At 66.6% G+C, this 17809-nt stretch carries 22 protein-coding genes and 4 pseudogenes; 12 read left to right on the plus strand and 14 right to left on the minus strand.

All coding sequences use genetic code 11. The annotated features are described in order from the left end of the window. Window positions 1–25 precede the first annotated feature (25 nt). The 5 genes from OG509_RS33130 to OG509_RS33150 all read right to left on the minus strand — a co-directional run bounded on the left by OG509_RS33130 (window position 26) and on the right by OG509_RS33150 (window position 5163). Entirely contained in the window at window positions 26–1210 is a 1185-nt protein-coding gene (locus OG509_RS33130; RefSeq protein ID WP_406186292.1) for a protein kinase domain-containing protein, read from the minus strand. A gap of 195 nt (window positions 1211–1405) precedes the next feature. Further along, window positions 1406–2215: a serine/threonine protein kinase gene (locus OG509_RS33135; RefSeq protein ID WP_406186293.1), complete on the minus strand. Its 810-nt coding sequence runs from the start codon at window positions 2213–2215 to the stop codon at window positions 1406–1408. Window positions 2216–2530: 315 nt separating this feature from the next. Beyond that, window positions 2531–3436 (minus strand): tyrosine-type recombinase/integrase, encoded by a 906-nt coding sequence (locus tag OG509_RS33140; RefSeq protein ID WP_406186294.1) that lies wholly within the window; start codon window positions 3434–3436, stop codon window positions 2531–2533. A gap of 290 nt (window positions 3437–3726) precedes the next feature. Next, window positions 3727–3915, minus strand: a complete 189-nt coding sequence (locus tag OG509_RS33145) for a helix-turn-helix transcriptional regulator (RefSeq protein ID WP_388276083.1) — start codon at window positions 3913–3915, stop codon at window positions 3727–3729. Between the two features lie 93 nt (window positions 3916–4008). Then, a complete protein-coding gene (locus tag OG509_RS33150) occupies window positions 4009–5163 on the minus strand; it encodes a tyrosine-type recombinase/integrase (protein WP_406186295.1) in 1155 nt (384 codons plus the stop codon). A gap of 95 nt (window positions 5164–5258) precedes the next feature. Here OG509_RS33150 and OG509_RS33155 point away from each other — a divergent pair. After that, window positions 5259–5423, plus strand: a pseudogene (locus tag OG509_RS33155) (pirin family protein); the annotation flags it as partial. A gap of 202 nt (window positions 5424–5625) precedes the next feature. Here OG509_RS33155 and OG509_RS33160 read toward each other — a convergent pair. The 3 genes from OG509_RS33160 to OG509_RS33170 form a co-directional block, all read right to left on the minus strand. Further along, window positions 5626–6480 carry a hypothetical protein gene (locus OG509_RS33160; protein ID WP_406186296.1) on the minus strand — a complete coding sequence of 285 codons (855 nt, stop codon included), beginning with the start codon at window positions 6478–6480 and terminating at the stop codon, window positions 5626–5628. After that, window positions 6474–6977: a hypothetical protein gene (locus OG509_RS33165; RefSeq protein ID WP_406186297.1), complete on the minus strand. Its 504-nt coding sequence runs from the start codon at window positions 6975–6977 to the stop codon at window positions 6474–6476. The genes OG509_RS33160 and OG509_RS33165 overlap by 7 nt, the downstream gene beginning before the upstream one ends. 1206 nt (window positions 6978–8183) lie before the next feature. Next, complete coding sequence (locus OG509_RS33170) at window positions 8184–8546, minus strand: hypothetical protein (RefSeq protein ID WP_266847453.1); 363 nt, start codon at window positions 8544–8546, stop codon at window positions 8184–8186. Between the two features lie 374 nt (window positions 8547–8920). Between OG509_RS33170 and OG509_RS33175 the strand changes: the two genes are divergently transcribed. The 7 genes from OG509_RS33175 (at window position 8921) to OG509_RS33205 (ending at window position 13039) form a co-directional block, all read left to right on the plus strand. After that, window positions 8921–9262 (plus strand): ArsR/SmtB family transcription factor, encoded by a 342-nt coding sequence (locus OG509_RS33175; protein ID WP_406186298.1) that lies wholly within the window; start codon window positions 8921–8923, stop codon window positions 9260–9262. Window positions 9263–9336: 74 nt separating this feature from the next. Continuing rightward, on the plus strand, window positions 9337–10992 hold the full coding sequence (locus OG509_RS33180; RefSeq protein ID WP_406187750.1) for a SulP family inorganic anion transporter: 1656 nt from the start codon (window positions 9337–9339) through the stop codon (window positions 10990–10992). Beyond that, a complete protein-coding gene (locus OG509_RS33185; RefSeq protein WP_266847436.1) occupies window positions 10989–11411 on the plus strand; it encodes a pyridoxamine 5'-phosphate oxidase family protein in 423 nt (140 codons plus the stop codon). The genes OG509_RS33180 and OG509_RS33185 overlap by 4 nt, the downstream gene beginning before the upstream one ends. A gap of 17 nt (window positions 11412–11428) precedes the next feature. Continuing rightward, the gene (locus tag OG509_RS33190; protein WP_405759336.1) at window positions 11429–11833 is read left to right on the plus strand and encodes an ATP-binding protein; all 405 of its coding nucleotides are present in this window, start codon (window positions 11429–11431) and stop codon (window positions 11831–11833) included. 16 nt (window positions 11834–11849) lie between these two features. Then, window positions 11850–12260, plus strand: a complete 411-nt coding sequence (locus OG509_RS33195) for an STAS domain-containing protein (RefSeq protein ID WP_266847432.1) — start codon at window positions 11850–11852, stop codon at window positions 12258–12260. Window positions 12261–12306: 46 nt separating this feature from the next. Beyond that, window positions 12307–12528, plus strand: a complete 222-nt coding sequence (locus tag OG509_RS33200) for an alkylphosphonate utilization protein (RefSeq protein WP_053788096.1) — start codon at window positions 12307–12309, stop codon at window positions 12526–12528. Between the two features lie 175 nt (window positions 12529–12703). Beyond that, window positions 12704–13039 (plus strand): ArsR/SmtB family transcription factor, encoded by a 336-nt coding sequence (locus tag OG509_RS33205; RefSeq protein WP_406186299.1) that lies wholly within the window; start codon window positions 12704–12706, stop codon window positions 13037–13039. 160 nt (window positions 13040–13199) lie between these two features. Here the strand turns inward: OG509_RS33205 and OG509_RS33210 are convergent, their stop codons facing one another. The 5 genes and pseudogenes from OG509_RS33210 to OG509_RS33230 all read right to left on the minus strand — a co-directional run. After that, window positions 13200–13358 carry a DUF6126 family protein gene (locus tag OG509_RS33210; RefSeq protein WP_168714664.1) on the minus strand — a complete coding sequence of 53 codons (159 nt, stop codon included), beginning with the start codon at window positions 13356–13358 and terminating at the stop codon, window positions 13200–13202. Further along, complete coding sequence (locus OG509_RS33215; RefSeq protein ID WP_266847427.1) at window positions 13355–13558, minus strand: hypothetical protein; 204 nt, start codon at window positions 13556–13558, stop codon at window positions 13355–13357. The genes OG509_RS33210 and OG509_RS33215 overlap by 4 nt, the downstream gene beginning before the upstream one ends. Beyond that, a complete protein-coding gene (locus OG509_RS33220; protein WP_406186300.1) occupies window positions 13555–14019 on the minus strand; it encodes an ATP-binding protein in 465 nt (154 codons plus the stop codon). Before OG509_RS33220 ends, OG509_RS33215 begins: the two co-directional genes overlap by 4 nt. 19 nt (window positions 14020–14038) lie before the next feature. Further along, window positions 14039–14215, minus strand: a complete 177-nt coding sequence (locus OG509_RS33225; protein ID WP_266847425.1) for a hypothetical protein — start codon at window positions 14213–14215, stop codon at window positions 14039–14041. Window positions 14216–14313: 98 nt separating this feature from the next. Then, window positions 14314–14430: pseudogene (locus OG509_RS33230) on the minus strand (carbonic anhydrase); the annotation flags it as partial. Between the two features lie 233 nt (window positions 14431–14663). Here OG509_RS33230 and OG509_RS33235 point away from each other — a divergent pair. The 3 genes and pseudogenes from OG509_RS33235 to OG509_RS33245 all read left to right on the plus strand — a co-directional run. Further along, complete coding sequence (locus OG509_RS33235; protein WP_331741676.1) at window positions 14664–14972, plus strand: transposase; 309 nt, start codon at window positions 14664–14666, stop codon at window positions 14970–14972. Further along, window positions 14969–15841, plus strand: a complete 873-nt coding sequence (locus OG509_RS33240; protein ID WP_406186301.1) for an IS3 family transposase — start codon at window positions 14969–14971, stop codon at window positions 15839–15841. Before OG509_RS33235 ends, OG509_RS33240 begins: the two co-directional genes overlap by 4 nt. Before the next feature lie 1036 nt (window positions 15842–16877). Next, a pseudogene (locus OG509_RS33245) lies at window positions 16878–17213 on the plus strand (helix-turn-helix domain-containing protein); the annotation flags it as partial. Between the two features lie 244 nt (window positions 17214–17457). Here the strand turns inward: OG509_RS33245 and OG509_RS33250 are convergent. Continuing rightward, the gene (locus tag OG509_RS33250) at window positions 17458–17607 is read right to left on the minus strand and encodes a hypothetical protein (RefSeq protein WP_406187855.1); all 150 of its coding nucleotides are present in this window, start codon (window positions 17605–17607) and stop codon (window positions 17458–17460) included. Here OG509_RS33250 and OG509_RS33255 point away from each other — a divergent pair. Further along, window positions 17551–17685, plus strand: a pseudogene (locus tag OG509_RS33255) (IS5/IS1182 family transposase); the annotation flags it as partial. The gene OG509_RS33250 and the pseudogene OG509_RS33255 overlap by 57 nt on opposite strands. Window positions 17686–17809 lie beyond the last annotated feature (124 nt).

Consider the following 17809-nt stretch of genomic DNA (forward strand, 5'->3'; position numbering starts at 1 on the left):
TCACCAGGCACTGTCAGTGCAGGAGTCAAAGAGCGAGATCCACTGCATACTGCGCGCGCAGCTCGTCCGCGACCCGCTTCGAGGCCGGAGGCCGCCCCTTGGGCGAGCCTGCCTTCGGCCGGGGCCGCTGACGCTCGGGTGCCGTGGTCGGCTCTGGCAGAGACACCGCGAGCTCCTCCGCCTCGGGTTCTGCTTCGTCATCGCCCTGCTCGCCTGGTCCCGCAGCCTGCGGAGTCATGTCAAGCGGGCTCTCCGGGTCCTCGTCCTTGGCAAGGGCCGCCTGCTCCTGAAGGAGCTTCTCGAACGACGCCGTGAAGGGCTCCCCAGCCGGTGACGGCGGCTCGCCAGTGGTGGTGCGCGCGATCAACGCCAGCCTCGCGGACGCCGGCGAGGTTCCGGAGCGGGTGAGGAGCTCCCCGCATGCATCAGAGACTGCCGCGAGGGTCGGCCTGTCCTCCGGCTCGTGCGCGAGCATCGACCCCAGCAGGGGAATGAGCGCCGCAGGCACACCAGAGAGGTCAGGGGCGATGTCGGCATTGGTGACCTGCGCCGCTATGGCTTCCCAGCGCGTCCCGTCGTACGGGTAGTGGGCGGCGGCCGCGTACAGCAGGACCGTGCCCAGCGCGTACACGTCCGCAGCCGGGGTTACCTGCGGACGGCCACTCGCCTGCTCCGGGGGCATACAGCGCACCGTACCGATGATCATGCCGCTGTGGGACAGGGTCTCCTGGGAGGTATCCATGAAGGCGCCCAGCCCGAAGTCGATGATCATCGGACCGTCACTGCCCAGGATCACGTTCTGCGGCTTCAGGTCGCGGTGCAGAAGACCGGCGGCATGCACGGCCGCCAACCCCTCCGAAAGCAGGGCGCCGAGGCTGGCCACCATCGGAAGTGGGAGGGCGCCGTCATTGTCGATGCAGGTCAGCAGTGTGCGGCCGGCCACGTACTCCATGGCCAGCCACGGCTGGTCGGCGTAGGGGTCGGCGTCCAGGAACCGGGCCACCCGGTTCGTGCCGATCACCGTACGGGCGATCAGGGCTTCCTTCTCGAAGCGCGCACGTGTCACCGGATCCAGCTTGTCGTTGCGGATCACCTTCACCGCGACCGGATCACCCGCCGGCGTATAGGCGAGAAAGACCTCACCCATCCCGCCCGAGCCGAGCTCCCGCGCCACCGTGTAACGGCCGATCCGCGTGGGTACCCCGCTCATCCGTACCGACTCACCCTTCCGCTGCGCCTCACCTGATCGGCGCTGTTGTCCGTGAACACTCTAATCGGCCAAAAGGGCAGGCTGAGGGCCTTTCGGCTTGATCAAGGCGAGCAGGGAGCCAAGGCTGGCCGGATTTCGCGCACCGGCCGCGGTCTGGTGTCGATGGCGCACTGCGCCGGTGAGGCCGTCAACTGCTCAGGCTGCCGCATGCCAGGCATCGGTCAGAGAGCGCACCGAGGGCCATCGCCTCTCTCGCTCTGGGGCTGTCGCTCGCTCGATGACGGCCAGCTGGGCGGGGGTGCCGCGCCACCGGGTCTCGTCGTCGCCCGCGTCGAGCAGGAGGCGCAGCGCCCGGCCGAGGTTGAACACCGTGGTCCGGATGTCGATGAGTGAGCCCCGGCTGAACTCCTCGGGTGCCATGTACCGAGTGGAGCCGGGAAGCCGGTCCGCCTGCAGCGTGAACGGCCCTGGGCGGTACTCGTCCAGGTCGCACAGCGTCATGCGGTGTTCGCCGAAGTCGTACAGCATGCAGCCGTCATAGAAGTCGACCGCCACGAGTCCGGCCTGCTCGACCGCCAGGTGGGCACTCAGGACGGATTCCAGTGCGGCCTGAATCCGGACGATCGGCAGTGCCCTGAAGCGCGCCATAGGGCTGCCGGGCGTGGCCCGTCCGCCGTGGCGAGACCGGGTCGGGTGGTAGAGGACCTCGCCCCTCACCCATGGGTAGACGAGCGCCAGGCCCTCGTCCGTGGTGAAGGAGTGCACCAAGGACACGATGGCCGGATGGGAGACGGCCTGGTGGACCGCGATTGCGCGGCGTAGGGAGCAGACGCCAGTCGCTTTCGAGGCGGCCTTCACGAACCAGCGGCTGCCAGCTACGTCCAGGCCGTATGAGATGCAGCCAGAGTCCTGCTCGTCGAACTTCCGGAATACAGTGCCCATCCCGCTGAGGAAGGACTCGAGCGCCGCAACGTGCGTTACGGCCAGGAACGGCTGGGTCGTCATTCCCTTAATCCTGTCACCCTCTCCGCCAGCTCCGCAGCCAGTTTTACGGCTTCAGGGCATTGAAGTAACGCGCCTGACCCCATGCCTCTGACGACAGCCGCCCGGCACCTGGTGGCCGTGTGCCTGCCACCTTGCCCAACACCTCCATGGGGCGAGCCAGCCCTCGGCGCCAGTCGCGACGCCCCGCGCCGACACTGTCGAGCCCGGTCACCGCGCACGGCGGTGCGCCGTGACCGACCGCCCCAATTGAAGGAAGCCTGGGAGTGGTTCGGCAGCGTGAGCAGGCATCCGCCGATAGTGTGATTTGCGCAGCTCCTACGCGGCCAAGGCGAGATCCAGAGACGATGCTGCGCTTGCAATCGAGCCAGGCATGAGGTGTCGGTAGACCTTAAACGTCACGTCCAGGCTCTTATGGCCCATCCAGTCTGCAACATCAGTGATCGGTATGCGAAGCTGGAGGCATTGTGATGCAAAGAAATGTCGAAAGCTGTACAGCACGATTCCTTCCGGAATGGTGGACGGGTGGTCTCGCTTCAGTCTCTGCCACTGATTTTGAAGCAGGTAGGCTTGAAAAGGTCTTGATGGGTCCCGTGGGTCCCTTAGGAGATAGCCGTCGATCGTGCCGTGTTTTCGAGCGTAGCATTCGATTTCCTGCTTGATCCGTGAAGGAAGCGGCACATCCCGGTACTCGCCTGGTTTCCGATGCTTGAGGCGTCCGCACGCCTTCGTTGTCTGGTTAACCTGCTCGGTTATCCTGTACGTGTTGTCGGAAACGATATTGTTGATGTTTACTGCGACCGCTTCGGCGTTCCGCATCCCACACCCGCTCATCAGGTCGCAGAGGAGGCGGAACTTCTCGTCACCGATTTCTCGTATTTCCCGCAACTGGGCAGGTGTGGGGATTGAGGCTCGCGTTGGCGTGTACTGTGGCGATCTGACGCCATCCAGTGGGTTGAAGTCGTAAACTCCTACCCGTTGCGCATCGAGAAGTATGGTGGACAGTTTATCGAATGCGTTGGATTGCGTTGCTGTCCCAGTGCCCATTGTTTCCATGGTCCGGATAAAGTCATCGACGACCTTGTGGTCGAACGAGTTCATGCGGCGACTGCCCAGGACTGGGATGATGTGATGCTCGAGGAGCGAATCTAGGTGTCGAGCTGAGGAGGCGGCCAAGTGCCGCTGCCCTTTCCTCCAGAGTTCTACGTACTCGGTGAGGTTCATTTGGCCGTACTTCTCGGCGCGCTCGTATCTGAAACCTGCACTTGCTGACGACTTGGCCTTCGAGGCATAAATTTGTGAAAGTCGTGACGTAGCCTGAGCCTGGGTGCGGAATCCCCCTTCCTCTGTTTGGCGTCCGCTCGCACTCCGGTATCTGATCGCGTACGAATGCGGACATCGTGACCACTTTTCGCTCGGGTCGTCGCAACGCTTGAATACAGTCCCCATGCCTCGGGGAAGGGATTTTGTGGGCACCGGCCTGCCTTGCTGAATCGTTCGGGATGGAGGTGACGTTAGGTAATTTGCCTGCGCTGTCGTATCCAGGAATTAACCTCGGATACTTTGAACCGGATTTTTGCGCTACGCCCGGTCCCGAATCTGTAACTGGCGAGACCTGACCGGTGTGCTTCCCTGTATACCCACGACACGGACATGCTCAGTTGGGCAGCCAACTGCTTTGCGGAGATGAACTCGTTCGACACCCGGACCTCTTGTGTGAAGTGCTATGGCAGGTGTCAATGATCCGAAGGATCCCCGGTTTGGCTGACCGGGGATCCCGTGGTATACGGGCTCGGTTAGGCGGCTAGGCTCATGTTGAGGATCTTGGCTGCCTGCCCGATGGACCCCGGCAGCAGGTGCCGGTAGATCTTGAACGTGATCTCCAGGCTCTTGTGGCCCATCCACTCCGCGACGTCGGTGATCGGGATGCGATGAGCCAGGCAGTTCGACGCGAAGAAATGCCTGCATCCGTAGATCACCATGCCTTCAGGGACATCGAGGGCGCCGGCGCGCTTGAGTCTCTGCCACTGGTTCTGGAGCAGGTAGGGCTGGTACGCGCGATCGCGATCGTGCGGATGGCGCAGGAGGTAGCCGTCCACGGTGCCGTACTTGTCGGCGTACGACTCGATGGTCTGCTTCACTCGCGCTGGCAGAGGTACGTCCCGGTACTCGTCGAGCTTGCGGTGCTTCAGGCGGTCGTAGTGCTTGGTGGTTTGGTTGACCTGCTCGGTGACGCGATAGACGTCGTCCGCCACGATGTTCCTGATGTTGACCGCGGCCGCCTCGGCATTGCGGAGTCCGCAGCCGCTCATGACATCGACCAGGAGCATGAAGGTGTCGTCGCCGGCGGCGCGTAGGCCCCGTAGCTGCTCGGCGGATGGGATGACGGCCTTCTTGGGGTCGTAGACGGGCGCCTGCACACCAAGAAGCGGGTTGTCCTCGAAGATGCCGAGCCGATGAGCGTCAAGCAGGACCGCTTTGAGTTTGTCGAAGGCGTTGGACTGCGTCGCAAGTCCTACGCTGTTGCGCTCCATCGTGCGTATGAAGCCGTCGACGACCTTGTGGTCGAACGTATTCATGCGCCGACTGGAGAGTGCCGGGAAGATGTGGTGCTGCAGAAGCGAGTCGAGGTGGCTGAGCGAAGCCGGCGCGAGGTGACGTTGGCCCTGCTTCCACTCCGCGGTGTACTCGTCGAAGCGCATCTGGCCGTACCGCGCGATGCGCTCGGCCTTAGCTTGGTTGGCCGGCTTCGCTTGCTTCTCGTTGTGAACAGTCGACAGGCGCTCCGCGGCCTTCTCCCGTGTGGCGAAGCCCGATGCCTCGGTCTGCTTCCCGGCCGCGTTGCGGTATCGGATCTTCCAGCCGTGGGGGCATTTCGGCCAGTAGGAGGACGCGTGCCCGCAGTCCTTGAAAATGGTGCCCATGCCGTGGGCGGTTGTCGTGGCTGCCACGTCCCCGCGACTCCTCGGATCATAATGCTGACAGTTTGCTGACTGGCAGCTATCCGAGACCCGTCTGACCTGCGCCGATGCCCGTGAGCATTGCATTGTTCTGGAACTGGATCGGACGGTCACACGATGATATCGCGCAGGCCCGCGAAGACTGGATGAACGGGACGAGGTTCGGTGAAGTGAAGGGCTACGACGGCCCTCCGATTCCGGCTCCTGAACTCCCGCCGACGCACCTGAAAGCCAGAGGAAGGGTGCGTTGACCTGCCATTTCATTCCGCCCCCGGCCGGGCGCAGCGCGCGCGGCACCCTTTCCGCTTCTTGTTGCCGAAGGGGGGTCGTCGGACATTGTCCGACGGCCTTCGGGGTGCGCGATCGAGTCTCAGGTGTTGCAGGCTGTAGTCAGCTCTGGTTGGACGAATGCTGACCTTTTGCTGACTTTACTGACTAGTAGTTAGATCGGCTCTAGGTTTGCGCCGGATTGCCTTGCCTGCAAAGGACGGCGGCTGCTGCCCTTGCCTCGTCGGCTCCGACGGCCTTGTCGGCGGAGCTGGCCAAGGTGTTCGATCTGTCGCCGGAGTGGGCGCGTGGGCATGTGGTGGACCTTGTGGTCAAGTGACAACAGCCTCGCTGCTCCGGTCCCGCCCGCCAGCCACTGGCGGGAGACTGTGCGGGTGCTGGAGGTTGCGCCTCCGGGCAGACCACGCGAATCATCGTCAGCAGGACAATCGCATGCCCCGAGCTGAGACTGGAAAAGATCTCCAAAGCAGTGTCACGGTCGCTCGTACGGCCGAACACGCCTCGGTCCAGGAGAGCCTGCGCGAAGGAGCGGACCGGAGATTCGAAGAAGTACGGGTCGCTACCCAACGCCTCTAGCGCCTTGATCCAACTGTGGACTCGGCCGGCGGCGACAACCTCCTCCACGCTCTTGGCGAACTCCTTGCTTAGGTCAAGGCGCGTCTTGCGCTCCCGAGTCGGGCGCCCCAGCTCATCCACCTTGGCAAGGCCCACATACCTGTAGGAGACACCCGCAACGTTGTCCTCGGCCGCGGGAGGTGGTTGGCCGTCGGCAACGTCCAGCGCACCGTCCCAGCCTTCCAGCTCACCCTGTTCAGCAGCGCCCTGTTCCGACTCGAACTGCTCCTGAGCCGGGTCGAAGGCGCTGAAGGTCACGCAGACCACGTTAACGAAGGAGCCGGGTCCATCCTCGCTCCAGATGAGACGCCCGACGGCATCGCTGTCCTCTTCCGGATGTACGACGGCCCTGGTGATGTCGCCGAGCACCGTGGTCTTTCCGACCCCGTTCCGACCGATCAGCACGTGAATGTTAGTGGGGGCTGTGCATGCGGCTCGACTGAAAAGGAGAGGTGCCAGGGTTTCGTGGTACTGCCGTCCAAGCTGCCGTGCCCCGCGGGGCCCAGGTAGTCGAAGCGGTACTCCGTGAGCCGGGGGCCGCCCTGCGCGATGCGCCGGAACTGGGCTGCCACCGTCCGTGACTCGAGGCTGCGCAGCAGCGATGTGTGTGTGACGTCCCATTGCATGGCGGTCGCGAAGAGCGAGGGGTCGAGCGCCATATCGCACAGACCGCTCAAGACCGCGTGCCGCGTCTCACTACCAAGCTTGCGGATGTTCTCGTAATAAAGGTCGCTCTGCCCCACGGAAAACCAGTACAGGCGCTGATCAAGTCCTGTGAGCGTGGAGAACGATCCTGCCTCGAGAGGTCTCTCGCCCCGAATGAGGTCGGCATACCCGATTTTTACCGCACCCAACTCGATGAGCGATCCGTGGTTACGGAACCACAGTTGGTAGAGGGTCATGTACTCATCGTCCGCTGCATAGCTGTCAGGCCCTGGATCGCCGCGTGGCGCCAGCAAGCAGGCGCGAGGACCGTCGTCCGTGGGACCGTCTCGATCGAGCACGATGAAGCGCAGTTTGTCCTCCTGGGCAACGTAAACGTGGAGCGGGTCACCGGCCCAGGCCGTGGTCCGTTGTCTCGCCTGAACCAAGCAGTCACCGGGACTCACGGCACAACTCGGCGGTCAGAACTTGGGACCGTCTCATCGCCAGCGACTCATGGTAGGCCGCACAACACTGCTGCCTCTTGCGATTCAAAAACTCTTACACCTTCGCAGTTGGCGATGTGCGCGTTGCTGTACCTCCATGAGATGGAGCTGGCTGGCACCCTCAGCCTGCGACTACACGCGACCACCATGGCCTGGCGGACAGTGACCGGCGGCTTTCCCTTGTCAGCGCGCCAAGGGCGGCGCCTCGGACAAGTCCTGCAGACGACCAGCAGGTTCTTCGTCTGCTTGTGGTACAGCAGCTGCACCCACGCTGACCAGGGCAAACGGCAGTTGGTATGGCTCCTTGGAGGAGGCTGGTCCGGAAATGGTCCGGATCGCGGTGCGTGCGGTCCTGGGGCGGCAGGGATGGGGTGGGACGGGAAGTTCTGGTAGCGATCGGGAGCGGGGAGCCCGGCGCAGTCAGGCGAGCTGGGGTCCTGCCCTCCACGATGGCCCCGGCGACAAGCGTGCCCCGCTGGCCCGAGTTCGCGGCCGCCGTTATAGCGGGCCCACGCCCACGAGCAAGGCGATGTCCGCGTCTATCGAGTCGAGGGCTGTGCGGTGCACGTCACGGATTCCCGGGCTCAGTTCGTACGCGGCGATGCGATGAGGCTGCCGTTCCCGGACGGCCGGGCGTCGGTGGCGATCGGCGGCCTGGTCCTCCGGGCCCCGTTCCTGGGCGGGCAAGGGCACATGCCCCGTCTTACCTCGCTTCACTGTCGCAGAAGGGGGGCAGGTCCTCTGTCTGGTGGGCCCCGCTCCGGTTACGGGCCTCACGTCCCCTCCGGGGAGGGGGGGCAGAAAGGCCGGGACAGACGATTCGGCCTGCCGTACCTAGGGCGGAGCGGGCTGGGGTGTAACTCGACCCGCTCCGTATGCGCCGTGCCAGCCGGTCGGGAGGGGATGCCAACCGACGTCCCTGGACCGTACGGGGCAGGCGCGGAGCATGCGCGGGTCAGGTCAGCCCTGTGCCTTGATGTGGTCGATGACGGTGGTGAACGCTTCGGTGGGTGAGAAGTCCACGTATTCGCAGTCCTCGAGCGCCACGGGGGCGTGCCCGGGCGGCCAGTAGAAGGCCTGGCCCGCTTCGTAGATGTCCTCCCCGTCCTTCGTCACCATCTTCAGCCGCCCTTTGAGCATGTAGCCCCAGTGAGGGCAGGCGCAGAGGCCGTCGGGCAGGCCGGTCAGGGCCGGCCTCATATCGGTGCCCTGCGGAAACCGGACGAAGGCCACGGACAGGTCTTTTCCGATCGCCTGCGTACGGAGTTCGACGCCTCCGCCTTCGATCACGACCGGTGTGTCTTCCCGCGTCGTCGCCGTCATGGCCGTCTCCATTCGGGCTCCAGGGAGTGTCCTGCTTTCAGGCTGGCCCCGGTGGCCGGATCGTGCCACGTCGGAGTGGTGGGATCTCCTGGCCGTCCGTCTGCCGGGCGTCCAGAACGCCCGCTCGTCGGGCCGCCGCGTCCCTGGCCTGAATCTCACGGGCGTGTCTCCCGGTGCCGGAAGGGACCTCGCCGCCGGGCGGTGAGGCGAGGTCCCTTCCGTGCAGTGCGCCCGCGGCAGGCAGCGGATCGCAGAATCTGCAAATTGCAGAAATCTGCAATTTCATAGATGCTGTGGGTGCTGTGTCCGTAGGTAGCCGCGGACACAGCACCAGGCATTTGCCCCGTTCGGGGTGGTGAGAAGGGTGCGAGACCGTGCCGGTTCCGCTGTACCAGGCCAAGGCCGAGTTCTTCCGGATGCTCGGGCACCCGGTGCGGATGAGGGTTCTGGAGCTGCTGCAGGACGGGCCGATGCCGGTGCGGGACCTGCTGGCCGCGATCGAGGTCGAGCCCTCCGCCTTGTCCCAGCAGCTCGCGGTCCTGCGCCGCTCGGGGATCGTCACCTCGACCCGCAACGGCGCTACCGTCGTCTACGCACTGGCCGGCGGGGACGTCGCGCAGCTGATGCTGGCCGCGCGGCGGATCCTGACCGAGGTCCTGACCGGGCAGAGCGAGCTGCTCGAGGAGCTGCGCACGTCCAAGGTTGCGGCCTCGTGAGCGTGAACACCGCCCTGACGGCCGTGCTCGGCCGGGTACGTTCCGTCCTGCCCGCCCGGGCCGACTATGCGGTCATGGCCCGCAACCCCCGCCGGGACCTCCTGGCCGGCCTCACGGTGGCGATCGTCGCCCTTCCCCTCGCCCTCGGGTTCGGGGTCTCCTCCGGGCTGGGCGCGGAGGCGGGGCTGGCCACTGCCGTGGTCGCGGGCGCGCTCGCCGCCCTCTTCGGCGGCTCGAACCTCCAGGTGTCCGGCCCGACCGGCGCGATGACCGTCGTCCTGGTGCCGATCGTCGCCCGGTACGGGCCCGGCGGCGTCCTGACCGTCGGGCTGATGGCCGGTGTCCTCCTGATCGCTCTCGCCCTGCTGCGGGCCGGGCAGTACATGCGGTACGTGCCGGCACCGGTGGTGGAGGGCTTCACCCTGGGGATCGCGTGCGTGATCGGCCTCCAGCAGATACCCAATGCCCTCGGGGTCGCCGAGCCGGAGGGCGAGAAGGTCCTGCTCGTGGCCTGGCGTGCGCTCACGGAGTTCGTTGACTTCCCGAACTGGACGGCGATCGGCCTCTCGGTGGGTGTCGCGGCGCTGATGCTGTCCGGGGCCCGGTGGAAGCCGACCATCCCGTTCTCGATCGTCGCGGTCATCGTCGCAACCGTGATCGCGCAGGTCTTCCGTCTTGACGAGGCGGCCCCGATCGGTGACCTTCCCTCCGGGCTCCCCGCTCCGTCCCTGGCCTTCCTCAACGCTTCCGCGTTCGGCTCGCTGCTGGCCCCGGCGGTCGCGGTCGCGGCGCTCGCCGCGCTGGAGTCCCTGCTGTCGGCGACCGTGGCGGACGGGATGACGGTGGGGCAGAAGCACGATCCGGACAAGGAGCTGTTCGGGCAGGGCATCGCCAACCTCGCGGCTCCGCTGTTCGGCGGTGTGCCGGCCACCGCCGCGATCGCCCGCACGGCGGTCAACGTCCGCACCGGCGCCTCCTCCCGGCTGGCCGCGCTCACCCACGCCGCGGTACTCGCGGTGATCGTGTTCGCCGCAGCCCCCCTCGTCTCGAAGATCCCCCTCGCCGCACTGGCCGGCGTTCTGCTGGCGACCGCGATCCGCATGGTCGAGGTCGGCTCACTAAAAGCGATGGCCAAGGCAACCCGATCGGACGCCGTCGTGCTCGTCCTGACCGCCGCGGCCACCCTGGTTCTCGACCTCGTGTACGCGGTGATCATCGGCCTCGTCGTCGCGGGAGCCCTCGCCTTGAAGGCGGTGGCGGGTCAGGCGCGGATGGAGCAGGTCGACTTCCGCCCGGACCTGCCCGGAGAGCACAGCGAGGAGGAGCACGCGCTGCTGGCCGAGCACATCGTGGCCTACCGCATCGACGGCCCCCTCTTCTTCGCCGGCGCCCACCGCTTCCTCCTCGAACTCTCCGAGGTCGCCGACGTGAAGGTGGTGATCCTGCGCATGGCGAGGGTGACCACCCTGGACGCCACCGGCGCCCTCGTCCTCAAGGACGCCGTTCAGAAGCTGAACCGGCGCGGCATCGCCGTCATGACCTCCGGCATCCGGCCCGGCCAGCGCCAGGCCCTGGACGCCGTCGGCGCCCTGGACCTGCTGCGCCTGGAAGGCCGCGAGTACGCCACCACCCCCGAGGCGATCGTCGGCGCCCGCAAACACCTGGAGCAGGCGGGCCTGCTGCCCCGTACGCATCACCGACCGCACCGCATCCGGAAGGCCGCACGATGACCGCCCCCGCCGACCGCCGCATGATCGAGGTCTCCGGCACCGAAGTCCTGTGGCTCCTCGAAGGCTCCACCCAAGGCCGACTCGTCTACATCCAGCGGAAGGTGGCCGTCGTCCGCCCCGCCGCACACGTGATGGAGTACGGACGCCTCGTCGTCCGCGCCCCCGTACAAGCCGCCACCATCCGCGGCCGGGCGCTGTTGACCTACCAGGTCGATGAGATCCGGAGCCCGGCCGGGGCCGGCTGGACGGTCAGCGCCCACGGCCCGGCCGATGTCATCGCCGACGCCGACGAGGCCGCCCACTACCGGCGCACCCTGCCCGGCTGGGCCCACGGCCCCCATGACACACTGCTGCGCCTGCACCCGCAGCAGGTGTCCGGGTTCCGCCTGGCCCGCACCGTGAACGGGGCGGGCCGGTGAGCGGCCAGGTCGAGGCGATGCCCTACCGGCACGTGTTGGACGTGCCGGCCATAGGGGCCGCCGTCCGCATCGCCCGCGAGACCACCGAGCTGGTTCTCGTCGAATGCGGGGTGGGCCTTCGCCACCCGAGCGTCGGCCCGGCGCTGCTGATCCTGGCCGAACTGGTCACCAACGCCGTCCGCCACGCCGCCGTGACGTCCCCGATCATCACGGTGACCTACGCGCACGGGCCGGGGGCGTTCGCGTTCGCCGTCCACGACCGCCACCCCTACCAGCCCGCCCTGTTCGGGGCGCTCGCCACCGCCCCGGGCAGCGGCCTGGCCATGGTGGTCGAAATGACGATGGCACTCGGCGGCACCGCCGTCGTACGGGCGGACGCGGACGGGCGTGGCAAGGCCATCTGGATCACCCTTCCCCTGTGAAGCCGAGGAGCTGACGATGACGATCGAATGGCGCTACACCACCCGCCAGGACCTGGGCGTGCTGTCCCTGGCCGGGTATCTCGGCGCGGACGCCACCGACCGGTTCACCGGCGCCATCGGCTGGGCGCTCGCGAGGGGCACCGGCCCGGTCATCCTGGACCTGACCGGTCTACTGGGCTGGTCGGCCGGCGGGCAGATCGCCGTTGCCCAGGCCGCGCGCCGCCTCGCCGAGAGCGGGCGCCGACTCGAGCTCGCCGCGATACCGGCGGACGGCTCCCTCGTCCCGGACGCGACCTGTCCGCCCGTCCCGGTCCACTGCGACCTCGCCGCCGCGCTGGCCGCTCACGGAGCCCACGGGACGGTCAAGCAGTGGACCACCGATGACTGGCCCACTCCGCAGTCCCCTGAGGCACCCGCCCTCACCTGAACCCAGCACACCATCCGCAAGATCAGCGACGAAGGACATCGGCACCATGAGCGACATCATCTTCAAGGACTCCAACGGCACCGTCCTGGAGGACGGGGACTCGGTCACCCTGACCAAGGACCTGAAAGTCAAGGGGACCTCCGAGACCCTCAAGCGCGGCACCCTGGTCAAGAACATCCGCCTCACCTCCCGCCCGGGCGAGGTCGAGTGCAACACGAGGAAGGTCAAGGGTTTGGTCCTGAAGGCCGAGTTCCTCAAGAAGGCCTGACCGGCGAAGGTCCCACTGCGGGAGGCGAACGTCACGAAGGTGCCCCGCCGGGTCCCGCGAGTTGCAAGGATCTGCAATTGTGGAGGTCGCAAGGTGTGAGGAGGGGCTAACGGATGCCTCTACGAAGGAACGGTTCTGGGTGGATGAGATGGGCAGTCACGACAGAGGTACCCAGGTGAGCACACCGCTGTACCAGCTGAAGGCGGAGTTCTTCAAAACGCTGGGGCACCCGGTCCGCATCCGCGTGCTGGAACTCCTGTCCGAGCGCGAGCGCGCGGTCGCCGAGATGCTGCCCGAGGTCGGGGTGGAGGCCGCGAGCCTCTCCCAGCAGCTCGCCGTCCTGCGCAAGGCCAACCTGGTGATCACCCGCCGGGAGGGCTCGAACGTGTACTACAGCCTCACCCACCCCCAGATCGCCGAGCTCCTGCGGGTCGCTCGCGGCATCCTCTCCGGCGTCCTGGAAGGCCAGGTCGAACTCCTGGCCGACCTCAAGGCCAGCCGCCACGCCTGAACGGTGCCCCACGGTGCCGGTCCTGCGAGCCCCGCACCCCCCATACGGCGGCCGTCTTCCGTTAGTGCGGGTTCAACGCGCTTCTGACACCGGAAGGCGGCCGCTCCCTCATATGCCGAACCTGCTCCGCAGGCGTGCGGGCCCCATTTCGGTCCCGGCCTCACTTCTGGGCGTGCTGCCCCAGATAGAACAGCAACCAGATGAACCCGGCGAACACGTGCGTGCCGAAGATGTAGAAGAAGGCCCGCATCGCAACCCCCTTCTCTTTCCACTTCTCATGCTCCGCCGCCGTGTCCCTCTCGGGCAGGTTGTCCGTCATGACGCGTCTTCCTTCCTGGTGCTCGGCTCCTCGACCGGGCGGCGGCACGGGCGGACGCGGACCTGCATGCCGTGTTCGCCGGCGTACTCGATGACGGCCGCGACTTCGCCGGCCTCTACCGTGCGGACCTCCGGCTCATGGCCGGTTCCGAGGTAGGTGATCTCGTACAGCTGTACGTCCCTTTGGTTCCTGCTGGTCACGGTGTGCCTTCCGGCAGGATGAAGCGGACGACCACCGTTTTGCCGTGCCCGCCGGAGGAAGGCTCGATACGGACGTCGCCGCCGAACGTGCGCGCCAGGTCAGCCACCGTGCGCAGCCCCTGCCCGGAGGTCCGACCAGCATCGGCCAGCGTGATCGGGCGCGGGTCCAGGTCCTCGACCGAGACCACGAGCAGGTGCTCGGCCATGTGGAGAGTCACCTCCGCATCCGGGGAGTCCTGAGCGTGCCGGACGGCGTTGGCCACCAGCTCGCTGACCACCAGGAGCACGGCGCCGAAGAGCGCGCTGGAGCTCTCCAGGCCGAAGAGGGCCAGGGACCGTTCGCTGCGTTCGCGCGCGGCCCGCACGGAACCCGGCACCAGCGGCACCGTCCACACGTGCTTGAGCACCTCGGCGGCCGACTGCCCGCTGGGGTGCCGGGCCATCACCGACGCCTCGGACACGCCAGTGACACTGTCTGGTTCACCGGCCGTCTCCTGCGTCGGTGGCCACGCCGTGATCGTGGGCCACGCGCAATGCGTCCTCCAGCTCCTCCGCGGCCTGCGCCTCCTCGAAGGCATCGTCAACTTCCTGTGCAGCCTGGAGGCGAGCCCGCGCCACGCGGACCCGTTCCAGCGCCGCTTCCTCGAACCCGGCCACACCGCGACCCCGTCCGCCATATCCATATCTAGTGAATTGCATAACTCTGCAAGTCTAGCGGGTGCGGGACCGTTGGGAGGTTCACCGGCCGTGGATGATCAGGGCACCTTGCGTACCATCTGGCTGGTCAGCTCGTAGCGGGCGCCGACGACGGCCAGGCGGCCATCGTCGACCCAGGCGGCGAGGTCCGGCTCGGCAGCGAGGCGTGCCCGGACCCGGGATGTGTCCGGCGTGGGTTTCGGCGTCGTCGACGGGGGTGTAGTCCAACTCCGCTTCCGTCGGCAGCTGCCAGAAGCGGCGAGCATTGACAGAGACGGCGTACACCGTGGCGAACTGCGGGGAAGTCGGCGCCGTGAGCGCGGCTTTGACGTAGCCGACGGTTGGGCTTGATTCGCTTTGACGGACATCGGAGATCAGGGGCTTTGGCCTCGGAAGGATGATGTTCATCATGGAGAGCATGGGGAAGAAGAAGGCGCGTCCTCGGCGCTCGTTCACGTCGGAGTTCAAGGCCGAGATCGTTGAGCTGTGCCGGCGCGGTGACCGCTCGGTCGGTCAGGTCGCCAAGGACTTCGACCTGACCGAGACCGCGGTCCGGGGCTGGGTCAAGCAGGCCGAGGTCGACGGGGGTGAGCGGGATGGTCTGACCAGCAGCGAACGTGAGGAGCTGGCCGTGCTGCGGCGGGAGAATCGCAGGCTGCGGGAGGACGTGGAGGTCCTCAAGCGTGCGACGGCTTTCTTCGCGAAGGAGACCCGGTGACGGTGCACCCGTTCATCGAGGCGGAGAAAACCGCAGGTCACAACGTCAAGCGGGCGTGTGAACTGCTCCAGGTCTCCCGGACCGCCTATTACGCCCGCCGCAACGGCGTCCCCGGTCCCCGCCAGGTGCGGGACGCCGAGCTGACCGAAAAGATCACCATCGTGCACCAGCGCTCTCGCGGCACCTACGGTGCCCCGCGCGTCCATGCCGTCCTGAAGCGCGAGGGCACCGGTTGCGGACGCCGTCGGATCGCACGTCTGATGCGGCAGGCCGGACTCGCCGGCCGAACCCGGAAGCGACGACACCGCACCACGGTCCCGGATCCGCATGCAAGCACCCGTCCTGACCTGGTCCTTCGCAATTTTCAACCCGACCCCGCCGCCCTCGACACCCGCTGGTGCGGCGACATCACCTACGTCGCCACCGAAGAGGGCTGGCTCTACCTGGCGACCGTCATCGACATCGCCTCCCGCCGCGTGGTCGGCTGGGCCACCGCTGACCATCTGCGAACCGAACTCGTCGCCGATGCCCTCACGGCCGCCTGCCGAACCCGCCGCCCGGCCAGCTCGGTGATCTTCCATTCCGACCGCGGATGTCAATACACGAGCCGCGAACTCGCCGTTATGGCAGGGCAGTTCAACATCCAGCTGTCCGTCGGTCGCACCGGCCAGTGCTGGGACAATGCTCTCGCGGAGTCGTTCTTCTCCACCCTGAAGAACGAGCTGGGCGATACCCATCCCTGGCCTACCCGGGCCGCCGCCCACACCGCGATATTCGAGTGGATCGAGAGCTGGTACAACTTGCACCGGCTCCACAGCAGCCTCGGCTACCGCAGTCCCGCAGAATACGAGACCGCCCTGGCGGCCTGACCAACACACCAAAGGTGTCCGTCAAAGCGGAGCAAGTTCAACCGGCAGTTCGCGCAGAGCCGCTCGACGGCTTCCCCGAATGGGATGTCGATTTGGTTCACAGAGGCGGCTGACCGCAGTGTGCGGCACTCGGGGCTTCCGTGGAGCTTGCCTTTACCTGTTGCCGAGGCGTGGCAGGTGATGAGGATGTCCCGGGTCGGTCCCAGGGGAGCCTCGGGCTTGAAGATCGAACCACGTGGCGGAGCTCACCGCGAGTCGAGGGCATGTCGGCAGGATATGTGCAGCCACTGACAGTCCGCCGGGTAGTCGGTCCCCTCCACTCTGGGGTGAGTTGACGTACCAGGCCAGGCGCACGGCGGCCAGCACGATCGTCGCACGGACCATGTGATGAACGCGGTGGGGCACGAAGCGTGTGCCCACGCCCGCGGAGCGCGTTGCAGAGCCTGAGCCGTCCTGCTACGCCGTGCCACCACGCGTGTCAGAGGGTTGTCGCCTGCCTCGCCCCCGGGCGGGAGTCTGGTCCGTGACTGGTCCGGGAGGCGTGACTGAGCGGCTCCTTTCCGCACTTAACGTGATGGTCCTGTGTCGATGGGTGACGCTTCGGAACTGCCTTCGGGAGGGTAATTTCCCTTCCGGGAGCTCGACTTGGCGCTCTAGAAGAACCCAACTGCTTTCGGGGAATAGCTGCAATAAAGGTTCTTCGTCTGCTGGCGGTACAGCAGCTGCGCCCATGCTGACCAGGGCAAACGGCAGTTGGTAGGGCTCCCTGGAGGGGGCTGGTCCGGAACTGGTCCGGATCTTGGTTCGCGGGTTCCTGGGGCGGCGGGGTGGGGTGTGATGGGAGGTTCTCAGAGCGAACGGGAGGGGGGAGGGCCATCGGGCAGGGCCACCGCGCCGCGCACGAGCGGCGCGAGACCGTCTCCGCCCAAGGGGAGGTGTTCGGGGCACTGGCTGTCGGCCAGGACGTGCCACGTCCTAGGTATAAAACTGCCGGACGTTGGTTACACATGGGTCTCCGAATAGACGGAGATCTGCCATGCCTCCTTCGCTGCAGCAACAGCGGGACCGTCAGGCCCAGCATCGCCTGGCGGTCCTGCGCCACACCGAGGAAGTTACCGGGAACGTCGCGCTGACCTGCCGCTATTACGGCATCAGCCGCCCGTGCTTCTACAAATGGCTGCGCCGCTACCAGGACGAGGGCCTCGAAGGCCTGCGGGATCGCTCCAGCAAGCCCCACCACTGCCCCCACGCCACTGAGGCCGACGTCGTCAACAAGATCGTCTACCTGCGGCAGCATTACCACTTCGGCCCGATGAAGATCAAGATGTACCTCAAGCGGTACCACGACATCGACATCGCCTGCTCCGCCGTCTACCGCATCCTCAAGAAGCTCGGGATGAACCGGCTGCCGGCCTCCCAGCGCTACCAGCGGCACGACAAGCGCTACACCCGCTCAAGTCGCCCGAAAGCTACCTCGCCGGCGTCCACCTTCGCGCCGCAATGATCTGGATCGACGACCTCCTGGAGACCGCCGACTGATCACGACATCACACAGGCCCTAGCGGTGTCCTGAAGCGCAGCTTCTCGACGCTCGTTAAGGCGAGGTCTGAACGGTGTCAGTCGTGTCGGGCGAGCTTGACGCCGGAGACGAGGAGGATCACGGCCATCAGGGGGATGAGGGCGATGTCCGGGAACACTCCCAGCAGCAGTCCGCCCAGTACCGCGCCGATGATCGAGCCCGCGGGATCAGGGCTGTGATCCCACAACCCGCCGACCAGATCGCCAACCGCAAGCGCAAAGGCAGCCGAGGCGGCCGCCCTCCTGGCTTCGACCGCGATGCGTACGGCGACGGGCGCCGCTTCGGCGGCGGCTCGTGGGCAGCCCGGCGGAGCGATAGGCGCCGTAGGAGGGCTCGAGGTGGAGCTGCTCGATCGCCTCGATCAGAAACCAGGCGAGGTGGTCTTCGGG

Origin of the sequence: Streptomyces sp. NBC_01006, assembly GCF_045162725.1 — a bacterium.
Classification (GTDB): Bacteria; Actinomycetota; Actinomycetes; order Streptomycetales; family Streptomycetaceae; genus Streptomyces.